The following is a 23035-nucleotide window of genomic DNA, read 5'->3' as shown; positions in this document are numbered from 1 at the left end:
TTAGGCAGTGGCTAAAATAGCTCACTATGTGAGCCGACATTTACACAAGTAAGGATAAGCAAATCATCTTGCTTTTTATAAATAAGTAACAAATCAGGGCGTATATGACATTCTCTATGGTTTATCCACTCGCCTTTTAGTGCGTGGTCATTATATTTTGGCTCTAAGACTTCGTCATTTGCAAGTCTATTGATTATGGGCATAAGCAAATCTTTGTGCGCTTGATTAAGTTTTTTATGTGATTTTTTAAATGCGCGTGTGAATTTTATCTCATATTTACTCATTAGACTCTAGAGCCTCTCTTAGTGCCTCAATGCTATTGTAGCTAGGATAAAGTTGCGGATTTTTGGCGATTTCCTCGCTTTCTTTTAGTGCTTCTTTCATCTCATCGCTCATCTTTGGCATATAGTCGTGTGCTTTGCATATCGGGCATTCATCGCCCTCTTGGGTGATGACTAAATCCTTATTTAGCCCCTTTAGGCTTTCTATCACTCGCAAAGTTTCAGCATCCACATTCTCTAGTGTGATAGTCATTTTAGACTCCTTACATTTTTTCCTAAAACTAGATTTTGCAAAAAAAGATTTTGGCATTATATCGTATTTTAGATTTTATGGATTTTGCTTTATGGATTGAGAGTATAAAATACTATCGGCAAGCCCTTGTGCTTGGGCTTCATCTAGCACTTGCGTGTCATATTTCACGATAATTGTCCCCTCACTTTTGTTGGCATAGCACTCGATTATCCCTGCTTGCTGGGAAAGACGAGCTAGACTTTGCGTGGGGTATTTGCTTAATGGCAGGTAGATATTTTTTTGCTTTGCGGGATTATCTAGAGCAAAGAGTGTGAGTAGCCACGCAGCGCACACCACTGCTATGCTGACACCTAGCTCAATGATTCCAAGCGTATGATAGAGAATCCCTCCTAGCATTCCACCTGCAAATGAGCCTATGTAGTTAAATGTAGTGAAAACCCCTAGTGCCACTCCGCGATTGTGTGCTTTGGCATATTTGCTTGTGAGAGATTGCATTATCGGCTCTAGCGTGGCAAATCCCAAAAAAAACAGCACGATTCCACCGATAAATAGCCAAAGCATATTGCTATGTGCACCATAAGCTATGGCAAGATATGCCACCATAAATAGCGCGATACCATAGCCCATCACTAGCTTTGCTTTGCCGTATTTTTCTGCGAGTATACTAGCAGGTGCAAGGGCTAGTATGGCTAAAATCGCAGCTGGCGTATACACTTTCCACAAATCCTCCTTGCCCATCTCCACGATAGGGGCTAGCTCTTCGACAAACACAAGCGGTATCACCACAAAAATCAGCGTCATAAACGCCTTTTCTAAAAACGAGCTAAGATTCATAATAGCTAGATTTTTGTTTGTAAGAATCCGCTTGCTTGGTGCTTCCTCATAGGAGTAGTGGATTTTGGGTGTCTCTGGCACGCAAAATCCCAAAAGCAACATAGACACAAGGCTAAGCAACGCCGTGATAGCAAATAGCCACTCACAGCCAAAATGCCCACCGATAAGCGGCCCTAAAAGCATAGCCAAAATAAAGCTAGCAAAGATTCCCCCGCCCATTATCGCCATAGCCTGTGTGCGCTTCTCCTCACGCGTCAAATCCGTAATCTGCGCACTTACCACGCCACCTATCGCGCCCGCCCCTTGCACAAGTCGCCCGATGATAAGCATCTCTATGCTATGAGCTAGTGCGCATATCACGCTACCCACTAGAAATATAAAAAGCCCCACCATAACGACTTTTTTTCTGTCGATTTTATCACTTAGGATTCCAAAAGGAGTTTGGAACAGAATTTGCGTAAGGTAAGCACCGCCAACTGCTAGCCCAAGTAGCAAAGGCGAAGTATCGCCAAACTCCCCTACATATAGCGCAATCACGGGCAACACAATAAAAAGCCCGAAAAATCGCAAGCACACAACAAGGCTTAGGGGCAAAATCGCTTTTAGCATTTGATGTCCTTATAAGGAGAAAATCAAGTGGCGCATACGCCACAAAAACGCGCTAATTGTAGCAAAATTCGCCAAACATTTGTCGCTAAAGCACAAAAGCCAAAATCAAAATAGCGACAAAAGTAAGCAAGCACAATGGAGCAAGGCAAAAGCGCAAACAGAAGCGAAAAAGTGTTAGGAAAAGTTTGAAAAGCTAAAAAAGTGCATAAAAAATGCAAAAGACAAATGGGAGCAAAGTAATGTTTAAGTTTATTATCGCAAGCAACAATGAGGGGAAAATCCGTGAGTTAGGCACTATGTTAAGCAATTTTGGCGAGGTAATGAGCCAAAGGCAAGCCCATATCACACTAGAGCCAAACGAAAATGGCAACTCTTTTAAGCAAAATGCGCTCATCAAGGCAAAGACGATTTATAATACCCTGCCACAAGAGAAAAAAAACACATTCATCATCGCTGATGATAGCGGAATCTGTGTAGATGCGCTTGAGGGCAAGCCCGGTGTCCTAAGCGCACGATATGCAAGCCCAAACAACAAAAAAAATGCAAGCGATGAAGAAAATCGCTACAAACTCATAAACGAGCTAAAAAAACACAAACTAGCAGAATCTAGCGCAAGATTTGTCGCTTGTGTCGCGCTGGTGGGAGAGGGAGCGCACGGAGAAAGGGTGGAGTTTTGTGCTGTGGGAGAGTGTGAGGGAAAAGTAATCGCACAAGAGAGAGGCAAAAACGGCTTTGGCTATGATAGTGTGTTTGTCCCCAAAGGCTTTGACACCACGCTAGCAGAAGTCGCCCCCGAAGTCAAAAACACCCTCTCTCATAGACGCAAAGCACTAGAGCAAATCAAAGAATTTCTAGAGCTTTTTGAGCCGATGATAAGCTAAGTCGATACAAAGCACCATTACAAACTAATATAACTTTTGTGTCATAATGTTTAGCTTTTAAGTCTGCTTTGATAAGGTGGCTTTTATGAATTTTTATCATCTGCTAAAATACTCCTGCAAATCATATTTTGTAAATTTTTCTTACTTTACTTTTGCTTTGTTTTGGCTTATCTCATTATTTTTACTCGCTTCATTTGAGACGCTATATGCTGATGAAAATCGCCACCAAAAACAGCTTGATAACCCTACCCTTTTAGAATCCACCGACATAGAATCCCTGCTCAAAAATAGTGCTGATTCTCTACTTTCCAAAAAATTTATCAAAAAACTAGAATCCAAAAAGGTTATCGCAATCTCAAACATACAAAACACCACCAAAGAGCAACTTGATATAGAATCGATAATGGTGATTTTTAAGTCATATATTTTAGATAGCGAAAAATTCATATTTACAAACACAATTCCTAGCAATGCCAACAAAATCGATACGATGATAAAAGATTCTCGCAAGTTACGAAAAGATGCAGAATATAATCAATACACAACCAAAGAGGAGGGTAGCTTGCTAGCACCTGATTATTCTCTATGGGGCAAAATAAGCAAAAAGATAAAACCGCAAACCAAAGAAGTGGAATATGAGATATTATTGCGATTGACAGATTTGACCACAGGAGTGGAAGTGTGGAGCAATATCTCTAAAATTTCAAAAACTTTGCCAAAAAATATGATAGAAAACTACAAAAAAGAATTCACTTTCGACACGCAAGTAAAAATGAGTCAAAAACAATGGAAAGAAAACTATGAAAAATGCCTCACAGAGGATATAAACGCGTGTCAAAAACTAATCCAAAATGGAGTGCCAAGCACAAATGATTGTAATAAAGAATCGTGCAATAAAATAGGGCTTATTATGAGGAATATAGGGCGTATAGATGAAGCATTTGACTATCATAAACGAGCTATTGATTTGGAAAATTATGAGGGGTATCGTTATTTGGGGATTTTATATGAATCTTACAAAAAAGATTCTACCAATGCAATAAAAACATATAAAATTGCGTGTGATAAATACAAAGAAAAAGAATCTTGCGGACTTCTAGGCTCAATGTATGCAAAAGGCGATAATATCGCACAAGATAGCGAAAAAGTTATCCACTATTACAAGAGAGCCTGTGATTTAGGAAGTAGTATCTTTTGTGTTTTTATAGGTATGATGTATGACTATGGAAAGGCAGTAAAAAGAGATTTGGTTATGGCAAAACATTACTTTCAAAAAGCTTGCGATATAGACAATGAATTTTGCACTATGAAACCACAATATGAGACAATAGAACAAGCCGCTAAACAAGAATGGGACGACTGCATAAAATACAAAAATCCTAGCGTGTGCAAAAGGATTATTGATAGCGGAGTTTTTCCAAGCGCAGATAAATGCAACGATGGACAATCGTGCAATGATATAGGAGTGATACACAAAATAGCAGGGTTGCCAAAGCAAGCTATTCCCTATTATGAAAAAGCTATTAGTTTGGGTTCTACACGGTCATACTTCAATTTAGGACTTTTATACGAGCAAATCAACCAAAAAGAACAAGCAAAAAAATACTATAAACCAGCTTGTGATAAGGGAATATATGAGGCTTGCTATGGCTTGGGGAATTTATTTTTAGAAGAGCAAGATTTTTTCAACGCTAGAAAAAACTTTGAAATTGTATGTGATAAATCAAGTAGCGACTTTAGTGGAGATTCTTGCAATAATTTGGGCGCAATGTATGTTAATGGATATGGAGTAAGGCAAGACTATGACAAAGCGTTTGAATATCACAAAAAATCGTGTGAATTAAGTAGCCCTGAAGGCTGTGGCAATCTAGGACACTTGTATGAAACCATAAAACAAGATAAAAACAAGGCAAAACAATACTACGGCAAAGCCTGTGATTTGGGTAGCCAAAAGGCTTGCCAATACTACAAAAGCCTAAATAATCAAAAAATTCACTAAAAATATTTTTTTAGCTAAACGCTATTTATCCGCAGGTAATGAAGCATTTTTACATTCTTGCTAGCTTTTTGCAAGTTTGTTTGAGGGGATTTGAAGCGCAAAGTGTATGCAAATATACAGATGATTTAGTCCCCGCACTGTGCATAAAAGCGCAGGACATAAATACACACAAACACACAAAAACAAAATAGATTTTCACGCCAAAAAATCAAGTGCAAAATCTAAAAACACACAAAAAGCAAAAATCTAATTCCCCCCCCCTACCAAAAGATTTACAACAAAACTTACCAAAGATTTACCACGCGCTAGATTTGTTTGAACCTACTTTGATGATATTTACTTCATTATCCCACACGACAAGCCCGCTTTTTATATCTGTAAGCGTAAGTAAGAAAAAATAATCCACTCTTTGCTTGGATTTGACTTTGACATTGCGCTGGATAATCTTGCCCGATAGCGATAGCTCTGGTGGCAAAATCTCTCCCTTTTCGGGCAGTGCATATTGATTTACTTCCTCATTTTTGCGAGAATCCCTCACTGATTGTATCATTTTATCCTCGCTCCCCCCACTCCCTGCAAACGCCATAGTAAGGATAAATTTCCCACTATTTCGCATATCACGCGTGATTTTGCGCGTAAGCTCCTCTGTGGAAAAATGCTGCATAGTGTCATTTATCACATCAGAGATGGCTAGGATTTTGGGTTTATCTAGCCCTGCTAGATTTTTGACATATCCACTCTCTAGCAAGCTAGCGACATTTTTGCTCGCCGCCTCTTCCAAATCGTGATAATCAATGCCAAGTGAAGTATAAGATTTGGATTCTGCTGTATTTACATACTTTATGTCAGAGCAACTACTTAGCACCACAGCCCCCACTAGCACACTTGCCAATGCCCTACTCAAAAGCCACATATCTATTTTTTGCATTTTGTATCCTTTTTGAAAAATTTTGCCTAAAAGACAAAAGAAAAAACGCAACTAAAATCGCGCTTATTTTTTGAGCGATTTTTCTAGCTCCACTACCCTACTCCAAGTCCCCACCACAGAATCAGGGTTTAGCGAAATAGAGGTTATCCCCTCGCGCACCAAAAATTCTGCCACTTCTATATAGTCGCTTGGTGCTTGTCCGCAGATTCCGCAGTATTTGTTGTGCTTCTTGCACGCCTCAATAGCTTTTTTAAACATTATTGACATTACAGGATTGCGCTCATCAAAGATATGACTTACTAGCTGTCCATCCCTATCCACGCCCAAAGTCAGCTGCGTGAGGTCATTTGAGCCGATTGAAAATCCATCAAACATCCCCAAAAACTCATCAGCCAAAATCACATTCACAGGCAATTCACACATTACATATACTTCCAGCCCATTTTTGCCCGACTCTAGCCCTTTGCGGCGCATTATCTCAAGCACTTTTTTACCCTCTTCAGGCGTGCGCAAAAACGGAATCATAACTTTCATATTTGTAAGCCCCATTTCTTCGCGCACCTTACACAGTGCCTCACATTCCCACTCAAACGCCACTTTATACAGCTCGGAATAATATCTGCTCGCCCCACGATAGCCTAGCATAGGATTTTCCTCTAGTGGCTCATATCCTAGCCCCGCTATCATTCCGCGATATTCGTTTGTCTTGAAATCACTTAGTCGCACAATCACAGGCTTTGGATAAAAAGCCGCGCAAATCATTCCCATACCCTCTGCGATTTTTTCTATGAAAAAATCTTTTGGACTTTCATAGCCCGCCATTAGTTTTTCGATTTCGCCTCGCTCTTTTATGTCTTTTTTGCCATTTTGCAAATCAAGCAACGCTAGAGGGTGGGCTTTGATTTGGTTTAGGATAATATGCTCCATTCGCGCTAGTCCTACGCCGTCATTTGGTAGCTGGGCAAAGCCAAATGCCTTTTCTGGATTGCCTATGTTCATATAGATTTTGGTTTTGGGGCGTCCCAAATCTTTTAGCATTACAGATTCTACTTCGTATTCGTGGATACCTGCGTATATGTAGCCCTCTTCGCCCTCTGCGCAAGACACCGTTACTTCCATACCTGTGTATAGCCTATCAGTCGCACCTAGTGCGCCAACTATCGCAGGCACGCCGATTTCGCGCGCAACAATCGCAGCGTGGCAAGTGCGCCCACCACGATTGGTAATGACGGCAGAAGCCTTTTTCATCACAGGCTCCCAATCTGGGTCGGTATTATCCGTTACCAAAATCTCGCCTTCTTTAAAGGTATTCATATGCTCCAAGTCATTTATGATTCGCACCTTACCCGCACCGATTTTGCCACCTATGGCACGGCCGCTTAGCAAAATCTCTCTATCAGCACTTCGATTTTTGAAATGGAATTTTTCTAGCTTTTGTCCATCATCTTTTTTGTGCTTTTGGCTTTGCACAGTCTCGGGACGAGCCTGCACGATAAAGATTTCTCCTGTTTCGCCATCTTTTGACCACTCCATATCCATAGGACGATACTCGCCCGCTTCTTTTGTGTAGTGCTCCTCGATTTTTATCGCATATCTCGCAAGAGTTAGCACATCTGCATCGCTTATAGAGAAGCTATTAAATTCTTTTTTGGTGGTTTTTACATTCACGGTGGTGTGCTCACTGCCTTTTGGAGCATACACCATTTTTTTGTCTTTTGTGCCTAGATGACGCTTGATTATGGGGCGTTTGCCCTCTTTTAGCGTAGGTTTAAACACATAGAATTCATCAGGATTTACAAGCCCTCCTACGACATTCTCGCCAAGTCCCCAAGCCGAAGTGATAAACACAGCGTCTTTAAACCCTGTCTCTGTATCTATACTAAACATAACCCCAGCACTTCCCTTATCTGCGCGAACCATTTTTTGCACACCCACAGATAACGCGACTTTGAAGTGGTCAAACTTCCTTGAAGCGCGGTAGCTCACAGCCCTATCGGTAAAGAGAGAAGCAAAGCAAGATTTTATATAGTGGATAAGCTCGGTTTGTCCCTTGACGCTCAAATAAGTATCTTGCTGTCCAGCGAAGCTCGCATCGGGCAAGTCCTCTGCTGTCGCACTACTACGCACAGCGACATCGGCCTCTTTTTTGCCATACTCGGCACTCAAAATCTTATATGCTTTAAATATTTCCTCACGCAAATCATCAGGGAAAGGCGTGCCAAATATAAGCTCACGGATTTGCTTAGAACGGGTTTTTAGCACATCAATTTCAGTTACATCTACGCCATCTAGCAAATCCATAATCTTTTGGCGGATTCCGCCACTATCTAGCAGATACCAATACGCCTCGCTAGTGATTGCAAAGCCATTTGGCACTTTTATGCCAGCAGGGACTAGCTCTTGGAACATTTCACCGATGCTTGCGTTTTTGCCTCCTACGAGAGGGACATCTTTGTTGTTAAGTTCTTTAAAAAACTTAATGTATTTCATTTACTTTCTCCTAAGTGTGTTTGTGGTTGGATTGGGAAGTGTGGTAGCTTGCTTGGCAAGCAAATCTTGCTTAAACCAAAACATTATAGCCAATACAAAAAAACATTTATTGTAATTTATCAAACTTTATGTAAAACTTAAGTGCGCAAAAATAACCCACTTTTATCACTAGCAGTGCGTAGATATTACACATATTTTTGTAGATTTTGCTAGAGAAAGCTATAAAAACAGCTATAAAACAAACCAAAAGCTAGTATTTTTAGTGTTTTTAGCATTTTTACAAAATTTATATGTGATAAAACATTTTTATCTGTGCCTTTGTGTAGTGTTTTTTTGCGTTTTTCTTGCCACTTGATTTTTGTGCCATTTGATTTTGTGAGAATATTTGTGCAAAATGCTTGCAATGCTTGTAGAATTTGTAGAATGCGTAAAGATAAAAATAAGAAAAAATTGTAACACAACTTATGCTACAATCTCGCCAAAATTTTGGGACACATTTTTTAGATTATACTTCATCGTTATAAGGGCTTAAGCGTGAAAATACCAAAAATACCAATGGAAGACATTACCCAAGTTGCGGAGTTTTTTAGTATTGTCCATCATATCCCGGGTCGCATTAGAATCCGCGTGAATGTCTCCAAACTTCCTGCTATCAAAAAATGGGCGAAAGAAACGACTTTAAGAGAGGTTTTGCCTGCAAATGAGGAGGGAGAGAGCTTCATCATCACACTTTTGCAATCACTACCTGCGGTAAAAAATATCAAGGTAAATACGATTGTGGGGAGCGCGACTATTGAGTATGATAAAAATCTCTTTGAGCCGAGCTTGTGGGAAAGCTGGGTGAAAAAGGAAAATTTAGCGCAGATTGAAGCAAAACTCAATGAATTCTCACAAAATTTAGGCAAAGACATAGGATAGGATACAATGCAAGAGGCAATAGCACCCACAATCAAGCAAGCAAAAATCAGCGAGGCGAAAATCCTCTATCTAGCGATAAATGAGCGAGAAAAGTCCGCTAAATTCTATAAAGGCGTGCAAGAAAGTGTGCGAGGGAATGTGCGAGGAAACAAAAAAGTGTGGGAAAACGCACAAAATACGCAGGATATAAATTCTCAAAATTCTACAAATAATGCGAGTAATGGAAGCGATGAATCCGTAGCAAAACTTCACAAAATATTTGCCACAATCGAAAAAAAAGAGCAGGTTGCAATAGCAAATGCTAAAGCGGTATTTGAGGGCTTTAGCGAGTGTGAAAATGCTTTGCTAGCAGATGAGAGTATCCTTTTGCCAAGTGCTTTGCCCGATAATATTTTGCAAGAGTTATTAAATGAAATGGGGGAGTTAGATTCTCAACATTTAAATATTTTGGCACTCGGTATAGAATCTCATCATCTAAAAAGTAGCGATTTTTTGATAAAACAAGCACAAAATTTGCAAGCACAAGATGTGCTAAACCAAAATTTATCACGCCAAAATCCACAAGTCCTTGATACGCTCTATCAGCTTCAAGCATTAAGCTACAATCATCATATACCACTTTTACAAGGGCAAAGCCCAAAATCTAGCACAAAACAAAACAAACAAAGCACAAATATGCAAAATGACTTGCTTAGGGCATTTTTACAAGCCTTTGGGGTAAATAATGGCAATTTTAATCCCACTTTAAATCCTACCAATTTTGCCTCACTAAGCGATTTGGCGCGACAAAGCCCGATTTTAAGCGAGATACAAATCTCTATTGGACAGATTCAAAATTTTTATAATCAAACAAAAACCGTTGTGAAAAAACTTGAGAAGGGGGAATTAAGCCAAGATGAATTAGTAAATTTTTTGCAAAGATTGCATTTTTAGCATAAGTTTTCTCAAAATGTATGCCTTTTTGAGAAAACTTATGCTATGATTCGCTCAAATTTTCTCAAAAAGGAGTCAAAAATGGCAATACCATTTGTTTTAGGATTGGTCATCGGTGGCGGAGCAGTATATGCCTACAACAACAGAGAAGAGCTCTCTAAGCAAGTCAAAGCAAAGAGCAAAGAACTCAAAGCTGGGCTAAAGAAAGGGCAAGAAACTCTCGATAAAGTTTCCACTTCCATAAAAAGTGGAGCAAAAAGCCTCACAAAAAGCATAAAAAGCGGTGTAAGTAGCCTGCAGCAAGCTAGCACTACTCAAAAATCCACGCCAACTAGCGCAAGCAAAGCCACACACACAAAAACGACAAAAAGCACAAAGCCAAAAAGTGCCAAAACAGCTACAAAGCCTACCAAAAAAGTAGCACAAACAACGACACAGCCGACACTCATCACAAACTCATCTACCATATAAACACAAGAAAGGATAAACAATGTTACTAGACACAGGAGCTCAAAGGTCAATCACAGGACACATAGTAAGCGGTGGCGTAGCAGGACTCTTGCTCGCCTCATACACAAACTATCAGCAATACAAAGAGGGCACAATCTCACAAGATAAAGCTATCAAAAACACTCTTGTAGCTGGTGCGCAAGGTGCTATCGTAACGGCTTGTGCTATCGGTGTGTCAAACGCACTTGGTAGCAACAACAAAGGCGGATTCCAAGCGGTGCTAGAATCTAGTGCATACTTACTCGCAGGTGCGGCTGGTGTATATGTCATCAGCAACCTTAACGAGGATAAAAAATAAAGGAATAAAAATGGCAAATACAAATCAAAACGGAACAAATCAGGCAAACACAGACAACAGCGGGACACAAAATCTTGATTCATTGCAAAGCAATCCATACATAAATGGCACTTCACAAAGCAATGCAAATCAAAACTCAAATGCCCCTCAAAGCGCGGCATTTGGCACGCAAAATCAACAAACCCAAAGTGGCTTTGGCAATGCTTTTGGTAGCAACCAAAGCACTCAAAATAACGCGCAAGCCAACACCACAAGTGCGCTAAGCTCGTTTTTTAATTCTGGAAATTCACAGCAAGATTTCCTAAAAGGCGCGTTTATCGGTGCGGTAGCGACTTTTATCCTTACCAACAAAGACGCGCAAAAGGCGATTTTCAAAGGATTTGCCAAAATCTCAAGTCTTTTTGAAATGGGAATTGAGGAGCTAAAAGAGCGATATGAAGACGCCAAAGCGGAAGTAGATTCTAACTAAGGACACGCTAATGGCTTCAAAAACTGCTCCTGTGCGCTTAAAGCTCATTCACAGCACTGCCAATAGGGCGCGATTTTCCTACGCGCTCAAAAAAGGCGGTGCGATTCAAGCCATTCCGCTTCGTTTGGAGATTGAGTGCATAGAGGGCGTGAAATCTGTGCGTGTAAATGATATTTTACACAATGTCATCATCACTTATGTGGGCGATGAGCGCGATTTGGAGCGCATTACAGAGTCTATCTTTGCCACACTGCAAAATCTGCTAACCACTTCAAAAAGGCAAGTCTCAAGCGCGAGTATTTTTACCCTACGCGATGAGATTCCAAGCAGTGCAGAAGTGGTGCGCTCGGCTACCGCGCTTATTAGCGAGCCTTTTATCAAGCCCCTAGCACCAAAGGCGGCTTTTAGCACCATTGCAGCATATCCATTGCTAAAAAGTGGTGTGCAAGAGGCATTAAGCGAGGGCGTTACCTCACGCGTGCTAGAAGCTATGGCTGTGGCGATTTCGCTTTATCGCGCGGATTTTCGCACGGCAAATTCCACAAACTTTATGCTTACTTTGGGTGAATACATCGAAGAAATGACAATGTATAAAAGCGATGATTTGCTCCAAGAGCTTAGCAAACCGCAAGGTGGAGAAGCGTGGGTAGAAAAGCACATAAATGGCAAAGAAGAACTGGTGCTAACCAAAGCAGAGGATTTGCAAATCGGCGATATTGTCGTGGTGGGTGCTGGCGATAGTATCCTAATTGATGGGCATATTGTCTCGGGCGAAGCAATGGTAAATCAAATCTCAATGACGGGCGAAGCCACACCTGTGAAGCGCGCAAGGGGCGATAGGGTGCTATCTGGCACTATCGTGCAAGAAGGGCGAATCAAAGTGTGGGCAGAAAGCGTAGGTAGCCAAACAGCCACCGCGCGAATAAAAAGCTATATCCAAGAAACGCTTACACAAAAATCCTCCATTCAACTAAGCGCGTCAAAAATGGCAGATAAACTCGTGCCAATCACGCTAGGGCTTGCCATTCTCTCTTATGTCTTTAATCGCGATTTAACGCACGTAGCAAGCGTGCTTCAAGCGGATTATTCTTGTGCTTTGAAGCTCGCTACACCTGTGGCGTTTAAATCTGCAATCTCAAGTGCGGGGAAAAATGGAATCATCATCAAAGGTGCAAAAAGCCTAGAATCGCTTAATGAAGCCGAAATCTTTGTCTTTGATAAGACAGGCACACTTACCAAAGGCGAGCTAGAAGTCGTGCAAGTGCATAGCTTCTCTCCAAGCTGGGATAAAGAGCAGATTTTGAATCTCTCTGCTAGCATTGAGGAGCACTACTTCCACCCTGTGGCTGAAGCGGTGGTAAAGGCAGCTAGAGAGCAGAAGTTTAACCATATCCACCACGATGAAGTAACTTTCATAGTCGCGCACGGCGTAAAAAGCCAAATCAATGGCAAAGAAGTGCTTATCGGCAATCGGCATTTCTTAGAGGACGATGAGGGCGTGGATATGACGCCTCATAATTCTAAGATAAAAGAACTTCTAGATTCTGGACATACGCCGCTTTTTATCGGCTATGACGGCAAGCTACTTGGGCTAATCTTGCTAAAAGACTCCTTGCGAGCTAATGCCAAAGAAGCCATTGCGCGACTTCGCAAAAGCGGTGTCAAGCAAGTCATAATGCTTACAGGCGATGAGGAGAGCAAGGCAAAAGAAATCGCTAGCGAGCTAGGAATCGATAGATTTTATGCCAAACTTTTGCCAACCCAAAAAGCTGAAATTCTAGAATCTATAATGAATGAAGGGCACAAAGTCGCCTTTGTAGGAGACGGCATAAATGACGCACCCGCGCTTATCAAAGCGCACAGCGGAATCGGAATGTGCAAGGGTGCAGACATCGCCAAAGCAAGCGCGGACATTGTGCTACTAAAAGATGATATAGAGTCGGTAGCAGACGCGCGAGAGTTCGCGCTTGCGTGCCTAAACAAAGTCAATAAAAACTTCAAAATCACGGTGGTGGTAAATAGCGCGATTTTGGCTCTTGCTACCTTTGGGAAGCTCTCTCCGATTCAGACGGCGTTTTTGCACAATGGCACGACTATCGGGCTACTACTAAACGCCCTGCGTGGCATAACTGTGAAAAAAAGATAGGGAGAGAAAATGCCACTAATGCCCCTAGCTCTCATCGGTTGCGTGGTGCTGCTTTGCAAAGTGGCAAACGGAAGTGCTAAGAAGTTTAGAAAAATACTCAAAGACAAAAAGGAGAGAAAATGAACACAACAACAAAAGCAAAAACACTAAAGAGCCAAAACTCAACAAAAAGCGCGACAAAAAGCGCAAAAATCAGCGAGGCTAAAAAAGACAAGGGCTCAAGCCTAAGCCTAAAAACCTTGCAAGTCGCAGAACTCTTTACCTCGATAGAATCAAAAAGAGAATTTGCCAAGCTAGGAATGAGTGCTTCACTGCTTACTTGCGTGGGGAGTGCGTTTTTTAAGGGTAATTTTGCGCGAAATCTGCATATCGCTTCAGGTGTCGCACTCGTGGGATTTAGCATCTGGCATCATAGTTTGTATGACAAAAATAAATAGGAGAATTTGAATAGGGGATTCTAGGATATTTGAGCGCGTGATATTCATTTGGTGCGCTTTGTCATTTAGGCGATGAAGCCACAGATAATTATCATACCATTGCTCTAAAAATTCTAGAATGCTCACTTTGTATTCCCCTAATTATTTCAATGCTTTTTAATATCACAAATTTCTTATAAGTCGTTTTTCAATCTCAATATAATTTCGCGCTTTATCAAAAAACGCTTCATCATAATTTGCTGATTTTGTATTATCATAGATTCTATAATTACGCTTTGAAGCATTTGTGTCATTAAACACCTCCAAACGCAAGCCATTAGCAAAATCTACAAATATATCATCTAGCTTTGAAATGCTTATATCCTCAATCATCGTAGGACACATATCTTGCAAAATCCACACTAGCTTATCTTTGCTATCAAAAAACAAACTTTCATAACTCCCAAATATAATCTCTTTGTTTTGTATAAATCGATAAGTGCTTTGCACTTCAAGGCTAAAATTTGGCATTACCACTTCTTTTCCGTTTTCACAATATTGAGTAATATTCTCGCCAATCTCAAGTCCCAAAACACCATTAAACAGGGTAATTTCTTGGAGGATATGATTTTGCAAATCTTGCAATTTCATTTATCCTCCTCATAGATGACAAAATGTTTGTAATCGTTTGCTTCATATTCCCCTATAATCGTGGATTTTGCTTCTATCAATCAATAATGCTCAATTTTTTTATTCGCATTGATAAAAATCTCTAGACGCAATCCATTAGCAAAATCTATGGCTATATCATTAAAGGCGTTTAGCGAAATATTTTGCACTTGCAATGGTAAAGCAATATTATTTGATACCACTTTATCAAAGTGCGTATTGCCAATCGCATCACCTAGCGAGCTATCAAAATGCCTTGCTAACTCATAAAATCCTAGCACCACTTTATCTGCGAGGCAAAACCTAAATGGACACTGAATATCTAGTGTATATTTCGCGCAAACTTGCTTATCTTTTGGCTTTTTGGTTGCATTTCTCGTGTCTATATCTCTAGGGATTTCATCAAAATCTAGGCTTACCACATACCCCGCCCTACGAATAGCAATCATATAGGTGTTTTTTAGTTTTTGTGTCATTTATCTTACCCCACAACAAACGCTAATCATTACCCCTGTGGATAGATAAAACATTTGAAAATTTTATCTCATCTCCACAAACCCCGTGCTAAATCCCCAAGTAGAAGTGTCAAAATTATCGATTTTATCTCGCACTATTGAAAATCTATTTGCTACCTCACTTTTAAATCCACACAAACTTTTAGCATATTTTAATGCCAAATTTGCATTTGCTTTTGATGAAAATACGCCAAGCAGTTTGAACATATCCATAAAGTAAATATCCACTTCGTAAGAATTTTCCAAATAATATACATATTTTGGAAGTTTCTTGGGGGTTTTAAATATCGGGGGTGGATTTGTGTTTGTCGATTTTATCGCTTGAGATAGATACAAAGCATAGCGTTTGATTTCTCTAAACTCACTACCAAAATATGTTGGATATTTCCCACTTCCATAGTGTTTATCACAAAGCCTCTTTGCGTATTGCAATGATGTTTCATTTGGCAGCATAGAATCATTAAGCACAAAATGCGGAATGTCAAAGCCTTTGATAAAGCCATTTTGCCAATGAAGTGTATCTAGGGCAATCGTATGGATTTTGAAACATTTTTGATATTTTCTAAACCCCTCCAAATCTTTGTAAAAATCAATACATTTTTGTGCATTTTGCACGCTAGAAAATGTCCCCAAAGGCTTTGTCTCATCTAAATCATACTTTTCATAAATATGCTCTACAAAGTAAATTTTCATCTTAGCGTCCTTACATTTTTCACTAAATGCTTTGATTTTTTTAGTGTAGTTGGTTTTGTCATTGTAATGGTCTATTTGGTGGTATAAAAAATGGTATATAATCAAGTTTGCTAATCATATCCTTGATAGTTATTTGAGGTAAATCCAAATAAACTTCTATGTTTTTTCTAACAATCTTTGAGGTTCTGCTATCACACAACATTTCAACTACAAATTCGACATCAAAACCGCATAACTCCCCATTTAGCCAAAAAAGCACCCAAAATCTACCCCATTTCTCCCAAAATCGCAAACCAAACTTTGTAAAATCTAGCTTGCGCAAATCCTCAATCTCAAGAAAAATCCCCAAACAATCTCCTATACCATAATACCCAAAACCACCTACTTTACACATTATGTAAAAATACTCTATCTGTTGCTTGCTAAGATAATCACATATATCATTAAGCAAAGCTCTCTTGCTAAAATCTAGCTCTTCTATACCAGCATAACTAGCATAAGGTTTAGAGTATTTTATGCTAGTTATTTTATTGCATTCATCAAATGACAAAATTCTAGCTTCATTGTTAAATAATTTTGCATTAAATCTTTTAATCTGTGGCATAGAATCTGCATAAAACTTTGCTTTTTCTTGCTCTACTTTACGCATAATTATCTCTTCTTTTCTTGCTAATATACTTTTATCTATCATATTCACTCCTCTCTTAAATTTTTATAGTCCAAATCGCTTATATCAAGTATCAAAATACGCCAAATGTTACCAGAAGCGTAGAAAAGCAGGGTTTAGAGATAAATTCCTTAATCATATCTTTGTTTGTGAAGTCATTTTCCATTGCAGATGGGTCTATATCATATTCATTATCTCCCACTTTTTTATAAAATGTATCAAACCAAACATTATCAAATGTATCCAAAAATAGCAACGCATTTTTGATGTCATACCCCACGCAAAAGCAATATTCATCTATGCACACACCATATTTGCTACTGAAATACAAAAGACTTTCTATTCTTTTATCAAAAAGATTAAAGTGCATTAAATTGTCTTTATATGCTTCATCTAGCACTTGATTTGGAGGAAATACCACTTCAAAGCATTGTGTATCATTCCACACTTCTATATAATCTATCAGCCTTGCGCTCTTCTCTTGCAAAATATCTATCAAATCCAAAGAATCCTCATATCTAAAAAATACCTTATCATTTTGTAAAATCGCATATTTATACCCGATAAATTGTATAGTATAAGAAAGTCTATATCCCTTGACTTCTTGTATCATATTTGCCACCTAATCATTTGTTTTTATTGAAAAATCTATGGGTAATTTCGCCCGTTTTTGGATTTTTTATAAATTCAAAAGTGCCATTTTTGTCAATTTTTCTAAACATTCAGCGATTACACTATCATCATAAAGATATTCTTTTGGGTATTTTTTATCTTCTACAAACACCAATGTATCAACTCCGCCGATAAAATCAATCATTTCGTCCAATACGCCACAACTATCGCTTGGATAGTATTCAAGCGTTTTTTCATCACTCTTACGCATAATATCCATAGCCCAATCACTCGCTTCCTCCCTTTTGATTTTATTATGCAAGATATTTTCTAGTATTATTTTTACCTGTCTTGGTGTGATAAGTGTTTTGTTTGTGGTTGATTCTAGGTGTGTAAGTATTACTTCATCATCGTATTTGTATCGCGAAGATTGCTTAGTATCTATCTCAAGCAAGAAGCACAGCTCATCAAAAATAAAATATTTTTCGCTAGTTGGATAATCTAACTCATTCTTGTTGTAGAGTTCTAGTAGTTTATCCGAGTCTCGCGCAACTTGCTCCCTACTCAAAAATCCTGCCAAAATCTTTTTAGAATATTCTTGCAAAATCTCTAAAGTTATCTTTTTCACTATCTTGTTCCTATGTTTTGACACTTATATGCTTTGGGGATAATTTTATTTTGAATGTCATCTCCATACCGTTATGCCCTCTCTTGTGCCATTTGCCAAATATGCCAATAATAAACAGCTAAAACAAATCCAAAAGTTATAGCTCACTATCATCATAATTTTTTGGATGTCTGGTAGTAGAACAATAAGATTCTGTAAAAGTCGCATTGATTCTAGCCATAAATTCTATACTTTCTTTAGAAAAACACATAATAGGCAAAGAATCGTTAAATTGGAAAATAATAACTTTAAAACACACTTCTGTTGGCTCAAAAATTTCTTGTATATGCAAAATCTCTTTTTCTCTTTTTTGTAGTCGCTTACAAAGTTTGTCAAACTCCTCTTCAAACTCCCAACCTTTATATCGTTTTGCGTAATAACACCACTCCGAGTGCGCATTTTGAACAATAGCTTGCTTTGGTCTTATCTTGTGATGTTTTGTCCAGCGAGGTTTAAGCCTAAGCTTCTTTGTAATATATTCAGGGTCAAATTTGACATTAGGAATCTCTGATATTTCATAATCCTTGCTCATATAAAATATGATTTGGAACTCGGGGTATTTAGCAGTAGTATTGCAATAATGTTTTAACTTTGGCATTATTTTAACCTTGAATCCTGTATTAAGTTGATAGAGAGTATTCTCTTATGCTAGATAAGTATTTTTACCAAGCAATATTTGGTATGCTCTAAATAGCACAAGCATACCGCAAAAATGACTAATATAGGATACTTCATTTGCTTTGCCCATAAGTAAATATCACTCCCCAAAAATCGCTAAGCCACTGCCTAATATCCTCTGGAATAAGTCCATAGAAGTAATCCGCATTTTCTTGGTAGATGATATTTTCATAAAAGCAGGTTGCAACCGCACTTTTGATATTCTCATCGCCCTCTTTGTCTATCTCATTGACAATCCCAAAAATCTTTTCAAGCCTTAAATAAGATTCTAAATCCCCCTCATCTTTTATGCAATGCTTATGCTCTCCTCTAGCCTCCATAAAGTGTATCTCTATAAATTCAGCTAGAGAGCTAAGAACGCCACACAAAGTATACTCCTCTATTTTATCCTCATCATCATAGCGCAATTCCGCATTTGCAATGCTTATGAGGAAATCCTTATCACTTCCAAATATTTTTAGAATCGCTTTGTGTTCTGTCATAGCATTCATTTTTAGATACTCCTTATAAAGCATTTATTATGTCTTTATTTTCAGTAGTTTTAGAATAATGCAAGTGATATTCTTAAAACTTTTTCCACCTTATTTTTTTAACAAAATCTGTCTTTCTTTGCTTACTTGATTTGAGAGTTTTTCAAGTTTGTTTTGCCAATCGCAACTACGGCTACTAAAAATCCCCAACTTCAAGCAATTTATCTATCAAAGATTCTATTATTATTCCTTTTTGTGTAGGATTATTTTGTATATCAAAGCTATGTAGCATAGATTCTAGTAAATAATTTGCCTAAAATCTACTTGTCTTTAAACACCCTTGTGCTTGTGCCATCTCCCCAATGTATCAATTCATAATTTTTTGGATTTCTAGTAGAAGAATAATGATCTTCGCCAAAAGTTGCATTGATTCTAGCCATAAATTTTATACTTTCTTTAGAAAGAGAAATAACGGGCATATAATCATTAAATTGGTAGGTTACAACCATAAAATCCGTATATGTTGGCTCAAAAATTTCTTGTATATGCAAAATCTCTTTTTCTCTTTTTTGTATTCGCTTACAAAGTTTGTCAAACTCCCTTTCAAAATCCCAGCCTTTATATATTTTTGTATAATACCACCAATCCGAGTGTGCATTTTGAATAAGGGCTTGTTTTGGTCTTATCCTATGGTGGTAAGTCCATTTAGGTTTAAGCCTAAGTTTTTTTGTAATGTAATCAGGGTCAAATTTGACATTAGGAATCTCTGATATTTCATAATCCTTACCCATACAAAATATGATTTTAAACTCTGGATATTTAGCAGTCGTATTGCAATAATGTTTTAACTTTGGCATTATTTTAACCTCAATCCTGTGTCAACAGGTTTTAGATGACTTTCTTTTCTTACAGGAACTAGTATGACTTTTTTCCCTGCTGTATGAACATTATACTTGCTGGTGGTGCCTTTTTCATAAACAAATTCTCCTTTAAGTTTTTCTGCATCTTTATATCCAAAAGATCTAGCAATCTCATTTGCCCTGCTCGTTGTTTGATATTTTGAATTTTTAGCTAAATATTCAATGTCATCAATATCGTCTTTTTTATTGGAAAAATATATATTTACGCTTACTTCTTGCCCGCTAGGTGTCCTAATAATTGGAATATCTTTCGTATGTCTTGGCAGTGTTGTTATAGTTGTTTGCTGTTGATTATTGCTAGGTATTTGGGTGAGCTGACTTTGTGTGATTTGAGATTTAGGAATAGTGGTAATAAATGCTTTGTTGGCATTTTCATCTATTGATATTGGTGGAATTTTGGTATTTGTAGAGTTTATAGCGGAAGTGTGCTTGATTAGAGTGTCTGTATCATTGCTTGTAAGGATATTTTTTATATAGTTTGTGGTATCTACAAAACCATTTACTATTTCGCTAGGTTTTACACCTACTATAACCCCTATACTAGAATTTAATGCTTTTGTGCTAAATGGATTACTAATGATAAATTCTATATCATCTACAACTTCTTGTGTGGCATTTTTGGCGATAGTAGTTAGCTCCTGTGGAGTAAGAATTCTACCTTTTTGCCAAGAAAGATTAAGTGCGGGATAACCTATCGTTCGCAGTGTTTTGGCAAATGAATTATTTTCTACTTCATTTAGTGCTTGATTTGTCCCTATACTTGCATATCTAACTGAATTTGCAGAATTACTAGAAATACTTGCGCCTATAATTCCTCCACTTACAGATACGATAGATTTGATAATTTCTTGTTGCTTGGCACTAAGAGAGGAAGTATCTGTTGTATCATATATAGCGTTAGAAGCCAATCTAGCAATGATTGGGGCAGAGCCAGCAGATATGCCACCAGAAAGCACAGAGTTTAGCAGTTTAGTATTGTTTATGTTAGATAGGGAATCAATACTTTGAGAGGATAGCCCACCTGCCAATGCGCCATAGGCACTATGAGCTAATACATTGGTTATAAATTGTGCTTTTGGTGATAGGTTTGGATTATCTTGCGTAATGTGTTTTATGCCATTTGCTATATATGGATTAGCCAAAGAAGTAGCTGTGCTTAAAAAATCTTGAGTAACTATGCCTGTAATGATTCCTTCTGTGATAGCATTGATGCTTAAATTTGCAATGTTGCCTTGAGAAGTGCTATCATCAAGGCTTATCATTTCTTTTATATCCTTTTTAAGTGCATTTGCTTTATCCTTTAAAACGCTCGCCAAAGATATAGTTTGAGCATTTTCCCTTTCTTTGTCTATCGCTGTTTGAGTATACTCTTGTAGAGGTATATTGTTGTTTTTGTGTGGGTTTCTATTTATGGTAGATATGGAGTTTGCAAGGCTAGTATTTGTATTATCTGCTGTGCTTGGATTAGCTTGAGTGGTGGCTATTTGCTTGCTAGATATATCTATACCACTGCTTATAGTGGCTAGTGCACTAGAAGTGCTAGAATCTGCATTGCTTAGAAAATAGCCTCCATTTGTTCCTATTGAAGTAGAGAGAGTATCATAGCTTGAAGTGTTGTTTAAGTTGGAGTGAGATAAGGTATTTGTGTTTAGCGAGCCATTACCTAGTATAGCAGAGCCTACTAAGTTTGTGTGATTGGCATTGATAGAGAGAGAATCTGCTTGTATGCTAGATAGAGTGGTGGTGCTTTGCAAAGTGGCATTTGTCTTTGAGTGAGAATAGCTAGCTTGCCCACTAGGAGCACTCGCCCCATATACAGGGACAGAAGCAGATAGAGATAGCGAATGTGATGAGGAATCATAAGAAGTGCTATCTTGCAAAGAAACAATATCCAAAGCATTTCCTATATCCATAGACAAAGTAGATGCTTTTATGCTAGAGCCACGCATAGTGGTATTTTCAGTGGTGCGTAGGCTTAGTGAGTTTGTATTCAAAGTGGAGTGGTTATACGAAGTGGAGGATATAGATGAGTTTGAGTGAGAATTATCATAGCTTGCTTCTGCATTTATACCCACTCCATTTGTCCCTACCGATACGCTTGCACCCACACTGATAGAATCTAGCGAACTTGATTGTGTGGAAGTAAATGTATTTTTAGAAGCCTCTAGGGTAAAGTTTTGCGCTTGTAAATCTGTGTGTTGTGTTATGTTTGCATTTAAGCCTTTTATAGTAGTATCTTTGGTGGTATATATGGATAGATTTGCAGTGTCTATGGCAGAATCTAGCGCGTTTGTCTGTGTAGATTCACTATTTGAGCTAGCAATAGTAGCGGTGTAGGACAAAGATAGCTTAGCGTTAAAATCTTTGTTTGCCGCTTTTGCTATGTCTAAGCTCGTATCAGCTATATCTAGAGTGGCATTTAGAGATTGCAATACCTTAGCTTTGGTAGAATGTAGTGGCGAGCTAGTATTGGTGTTTAGTAGGGAGTCTAGACTATATGCTGCACTTACAGCAGGAGAGAGGATAGGCACACTTGCTTTTAGCCCTACTCTATGAGATACCATAGTGGAGTTGTATGAGTCTTTGTAAGTATTTGAGAGATAGTCCATAGTGAGGCTATCAGCATTTATAGATATGGTGTTGTTTTTAGCATTAGAAGTGACATTTGTGGTGGCTAAAGTATTTGAAGTATCTGCTTGTGAGTTGTCTAAGTCATTGACTGCTATATCTTTCTCATAAGTGCGCAAATCCACAGAATTCATAGCAACATTGTTTTTTGCATTTATAGAAATATTATTTCCGTGCAAAAGGCTTTTGTCATAAGTAGTGTAGTTTTTGTTGGCATTTAGTGTGGTGGTATCTGTGCCATAGCTTATGGATAAATCACTAAGGCTACCCTTAAATCCTCTTTCTACAATCTTTTGGGTAATGTCTTGGGTGTAAGTATCTGCTTTAGAGCTTAGTGCTATGTCGCCATTTTTTGATTGTAGTGCTATATCTTCACTAGCTAAAGCAGTGAGATTATAAGCGCGTATATCCTTGTCTGCGCTTATTGAAAGAGAACCATTGCTAAATAGAGCACTCCCCCCTTGCACCTCACTTTGTGTCGTGGTGGTGGTAGTGGTGTCTTTGGAGTAGAAAAAATGCTCCTTAGTGCTATGGTGCGTATAAGTAGCATA

At 38.4% G+C, this 23035-nt stretch carries 24 protein-coding genes; 9 read left to right on the top strand and 15 right to left on the bottom strand.

Translation table 11 applies throughout. The annotated features are described in order from the left end of the window. Positions 1–11 precede the first annotated feature (11 nt). The 3 genes from CQA40_RS09110 to CQA40_RS09100 form a co-directional block, all read right to left on the bottom strand. Entirely contained in the window at positions 12–284 is a 273-nt protein-coding gene (locus CQA40_RS09110; RefSeq protein WP_115520536.1) for a type II toxin-antitoxin system YafQ family toxin, read from the bottom strand. Beyond that, a complete protein-coding gene (locus tag CQA40_RS09105; protein WP_115520535.1) occupies positions 277–534 on the bottom strand; it encodes a hypothetical protein in 258 nt (85 codons plus the stop codon). Before CQA40_RS09105 ends, CQA40_RS09110 begins: the two co-directional genes overlap by 8 nt. A 75-nt stretch (positions 535–609) precedes the next feature. Continuing rightward, complete coding sequence (locus CQA40_RS09100) at positions 610–1977, bottom strand: MFS transporter (RefSeq protein WP_115520534.1); 1368 nt, start codon at positions 1975–1977, stop codon at positions 610–612. A 212-nt stretch (positions 1978–2189) separates the two neighbouring features. Between CQA40_RS09100 and rdgB the strand changes: the two genes are divergently transcribed. Beyond that, on the top strand, positions 2190–2858 hold the full coding sequence (gene rdgB / locus CQA40_RS09095; RefSeq protein ID WP_084330314.1) for an RdgB/HAM1 family non-canonical purine NTP pyrophosphatase: 669 nt from the start codon (positions 2190–2192) through the stop codon (positions 2856–2858). A gap of 85 nt (positions 2859–2943) precedes the next feature. After that, positions 2944–4857, top strand: a complete 1914-nt coding sequence (locus tag CQA40_RS09090; protein WP_115520533.1) for an SEL1-like repeat protein — start codon at positions 2944–2946, stop codon at positions 4855–4857. Positions 4858–5152: 295 nt separating this feature from the next. Here the strand turns inward: CQA40_RS09090 and lpoB are convergent, their stop codons facing one another. Continuing rightward, complete coding sequence (lpoB, locus tag CQA40_RS09085; protein ID WP_023927814.1) at positions 5153–5785, bottom strand: penicillin-binding protein activator LpoB; 633 nt, start codon at positions 5783–5785, stop codon at positions 5153–5155. Between the two features lie 63 nt (positions 5786–5848). Next, positions 5849–8275, bottom strand: a complete 2427-nt coding sequence (gene ppsA / locus CQA40_RS09080; RefSeq protein ID WP_115520532.1) for a pyruvate, water dikinase — start codon at positions 8273–8275, stop codon at positions 5849–5851. A 534-nt stretch (positions 8276–8809) separates the two neighbouring features. Between ppsA and CQA40_RS09070 the strand changes: the two genes are divergently transcribed. The 7 genes from CQA40_RS09070 to CQA40_RS11700 all read left to right on the top strand — a co-directional run bounded on the left by CQA40_RS09070 (position 8810) and on the right by CQA40_RS11700 (position 13986). After that, on the top strand, positions 8810–9193 hold the full coding sequence (locus CQA40_RS09070; protein ID WP_115520530.1) for an HMA2 domain-containing protein: 384 nt from the start codon (positions 8810–8812) through the stop codon (positions 9191–9193). A 6-nt stretch (positions 9194–9199) separates the two neighbouring features. Beyond that, the gene (locus CQA40_RS09065; RefSeq protein ID WP_115520529.1) at positions 9200–10126 is read left to right on the top strand and encodes a hypothetical protein; all 927 of its coding nucleotides are present in this window, start codon (positions 9200–9202) and stop codon (positions 10124–10126) included. 81 nt (positions 10127–10207) lie between these two features. Then, a complete protein-coding gene (locus CQA40_RS09060; RefSeq protein WP_115520528.1) occupies positions 10208–10597 on the top strand; it encodes a hypothetical protein in 390 nt (129 codons plus the stop codon). Positions 10598–10616: 19 nt separating this feature from the next. Next, the gene (locus CQA40_RS09055) at positions 10617–10934 is read left to right on the top strand and encodes a hypothetical protein (RefSeq protein WP_023927819.1); all 318 of its coding nucleotides are present in this window, start codon (positions 10617–10619) and stop codon (positions 10932–10934) included. Between the two features lie 10 nt (positions 10935–10944). Continuing rightward, positions 10945–11403: a YtxH domain-containing protein gene (locus CQA40_RS11705; RefSeq protein ID WP_258864523.1), complete on the top strand. Its 459-nt coding sequence runs from the start codon at positions 10945–10947 to the stop codon at positions 11401–11403. 10 nt (positions 11404–11413) lie between these two features. Then, entirely contained in the window at positions 11414–13549 is a 2136-nt protein-coding gene (locus tag CQA40_RS09045) for a heavy metal translocating P-type ATPase (RefSeq protein WP_115520527.1), read from the top strand. A gap of 119 nt (positions 13550–13668) precedes the next feature. Beyond that, entirely contained in the window at positions 13669–13986 is a 318-nt protein-coding gene (locus tag CQA40_RS11700) for a hypothetical protein (RefSeq protein ID WP_258864522.1), read from the top strand. A 162-nt stretch (positions 13987–14148) separates the two neighbouring features. Here CQA40_RS11700 and CQA40_RS09035 read toward each other — a convergent pair whose 3' ends face one another. The 10 genes from CQA40_RS09035 to CQA40_RS08990 all read right to left on the bottom strand — a co-directional run. Further along, positions 14149–14616 (bottom strand): hypothetical protein, encoded by a 468-nt coding sequence (locus CQA40_RS09035; RefSeq protein WP_115520526.1) that lies wholly within the window; start codon positions 14614–14616, stop codon positions 14149–14151. 80 nt (positions 14617–14696) lie between these two features. Further along, on the bottom strand, positions 14697–15110 hold the full coding sequence (locus tag CQA40_RS09030) for a hypothetical protein (protein ID WP_115520525.1): 414 nt from the start codon (positions 15108–15110) through the stop codon (positions 14697–14699). A gap of 63 nt (positions 15111–15173) precedes the next feature. After that, positions 15174–15842, bottom strand: coding sequence for a hypothetical protein (locus CQA40_RS09025; protein ID WP_115520524.1), 669 nt, complete (start codon positions 15840–15842; stop codon positions 15174–15176). 58 nt (positions 15843–15900) lie between these two features. After that, on the bottom strand, positions 15901–16533 hold the full coding sequence (locus tag CQA40_RS09020) for a hypothetical protein (RefSeq protein WP_115520523.1): 633 nt from the start codon (positions 16531–16533) through the stop codon (positions 15901–15903). Between the two features lie 49 nt (positions 16534–16582). Continuing rightward, complete coding sequence (locus CQA40_RS09015; protein ID WP_115520522.1) at positions 16583–17122, bottom strand: hypothetical protein; 540 nt, start codon at positions 17120–17122, stop codon at positions 16583–16585. A gap of 66 nt (positions 17123–17188) precedes the next feature. After that, positions 17189–17749 carry a hypothetical protein gene (locus CQA40_RS09010; protein ID WP_115520521.1) on the bottom strand — a complete coding sequence of 187 codons (561 nt, stop codon included), beginning with the start codon at positions 17747–17749 and terminating at the stop codon, positions 17189–17191. A 136-nt stretch (positions 17750–17885) separates the two neighbouring features. Next, a complete protein-coding gene (locus tag CQA40_RS09005; RefSeq protein WP_115520520.1) occupies positions 17886–18386 on the bottom strand; it encodes a DUF4279 domain-containing protein in 501 nt (166 codons plus the stop codon). Between the two features lie 133 nt (positions 18387–18519). Next, positions 18520–18957, bottom strand: a complete 438-nt coding sequence (locus CQA40_RS09000) for a hypothetical protein (RefSeq protein WP_115520519.1) — start codon at positions 18955–18957, stop codon at positions 18520–18522. A gap of 299 nt (positions 18958–19256) precedes the next feature. Beyond that, complete coding sequence (locus CQA40_RS08995; RefSeq protein WP_115520518.1) at positions 19257–19793, bottom strand: DUF4279 domain-containing protein; 537 nt, start codon at positions 19791–19793, stop codon at positions 19257–19259. Further along, positions 19793–23035, bottom strand: a 3243-nt coding sequence (locus CQA40_RS08990; RefSeq protein WP_147290191.1) for a hemagglutinin repeat-containing protein, incomplete at its 5' end; no start/stop codon positions are given. The genes CQA40_RS08990 and CQA40_RS08995, both read right to left, overlap by 1 nt.

Source organism: Helicobacter sp. MIT 01-3238 (assembly GCF_003364135.1).
Taxonomy (GTDB): domain Bacteria; phylum Campylobacterota; class Campylobacteria; order Campylobacterales; family Helicobacteraceae; genus Helicobacter_B.
Note: the sequence above shows the minus strand (reverse complement) of the source record. Positions and strands in the feature narration are given on the sequence as shown.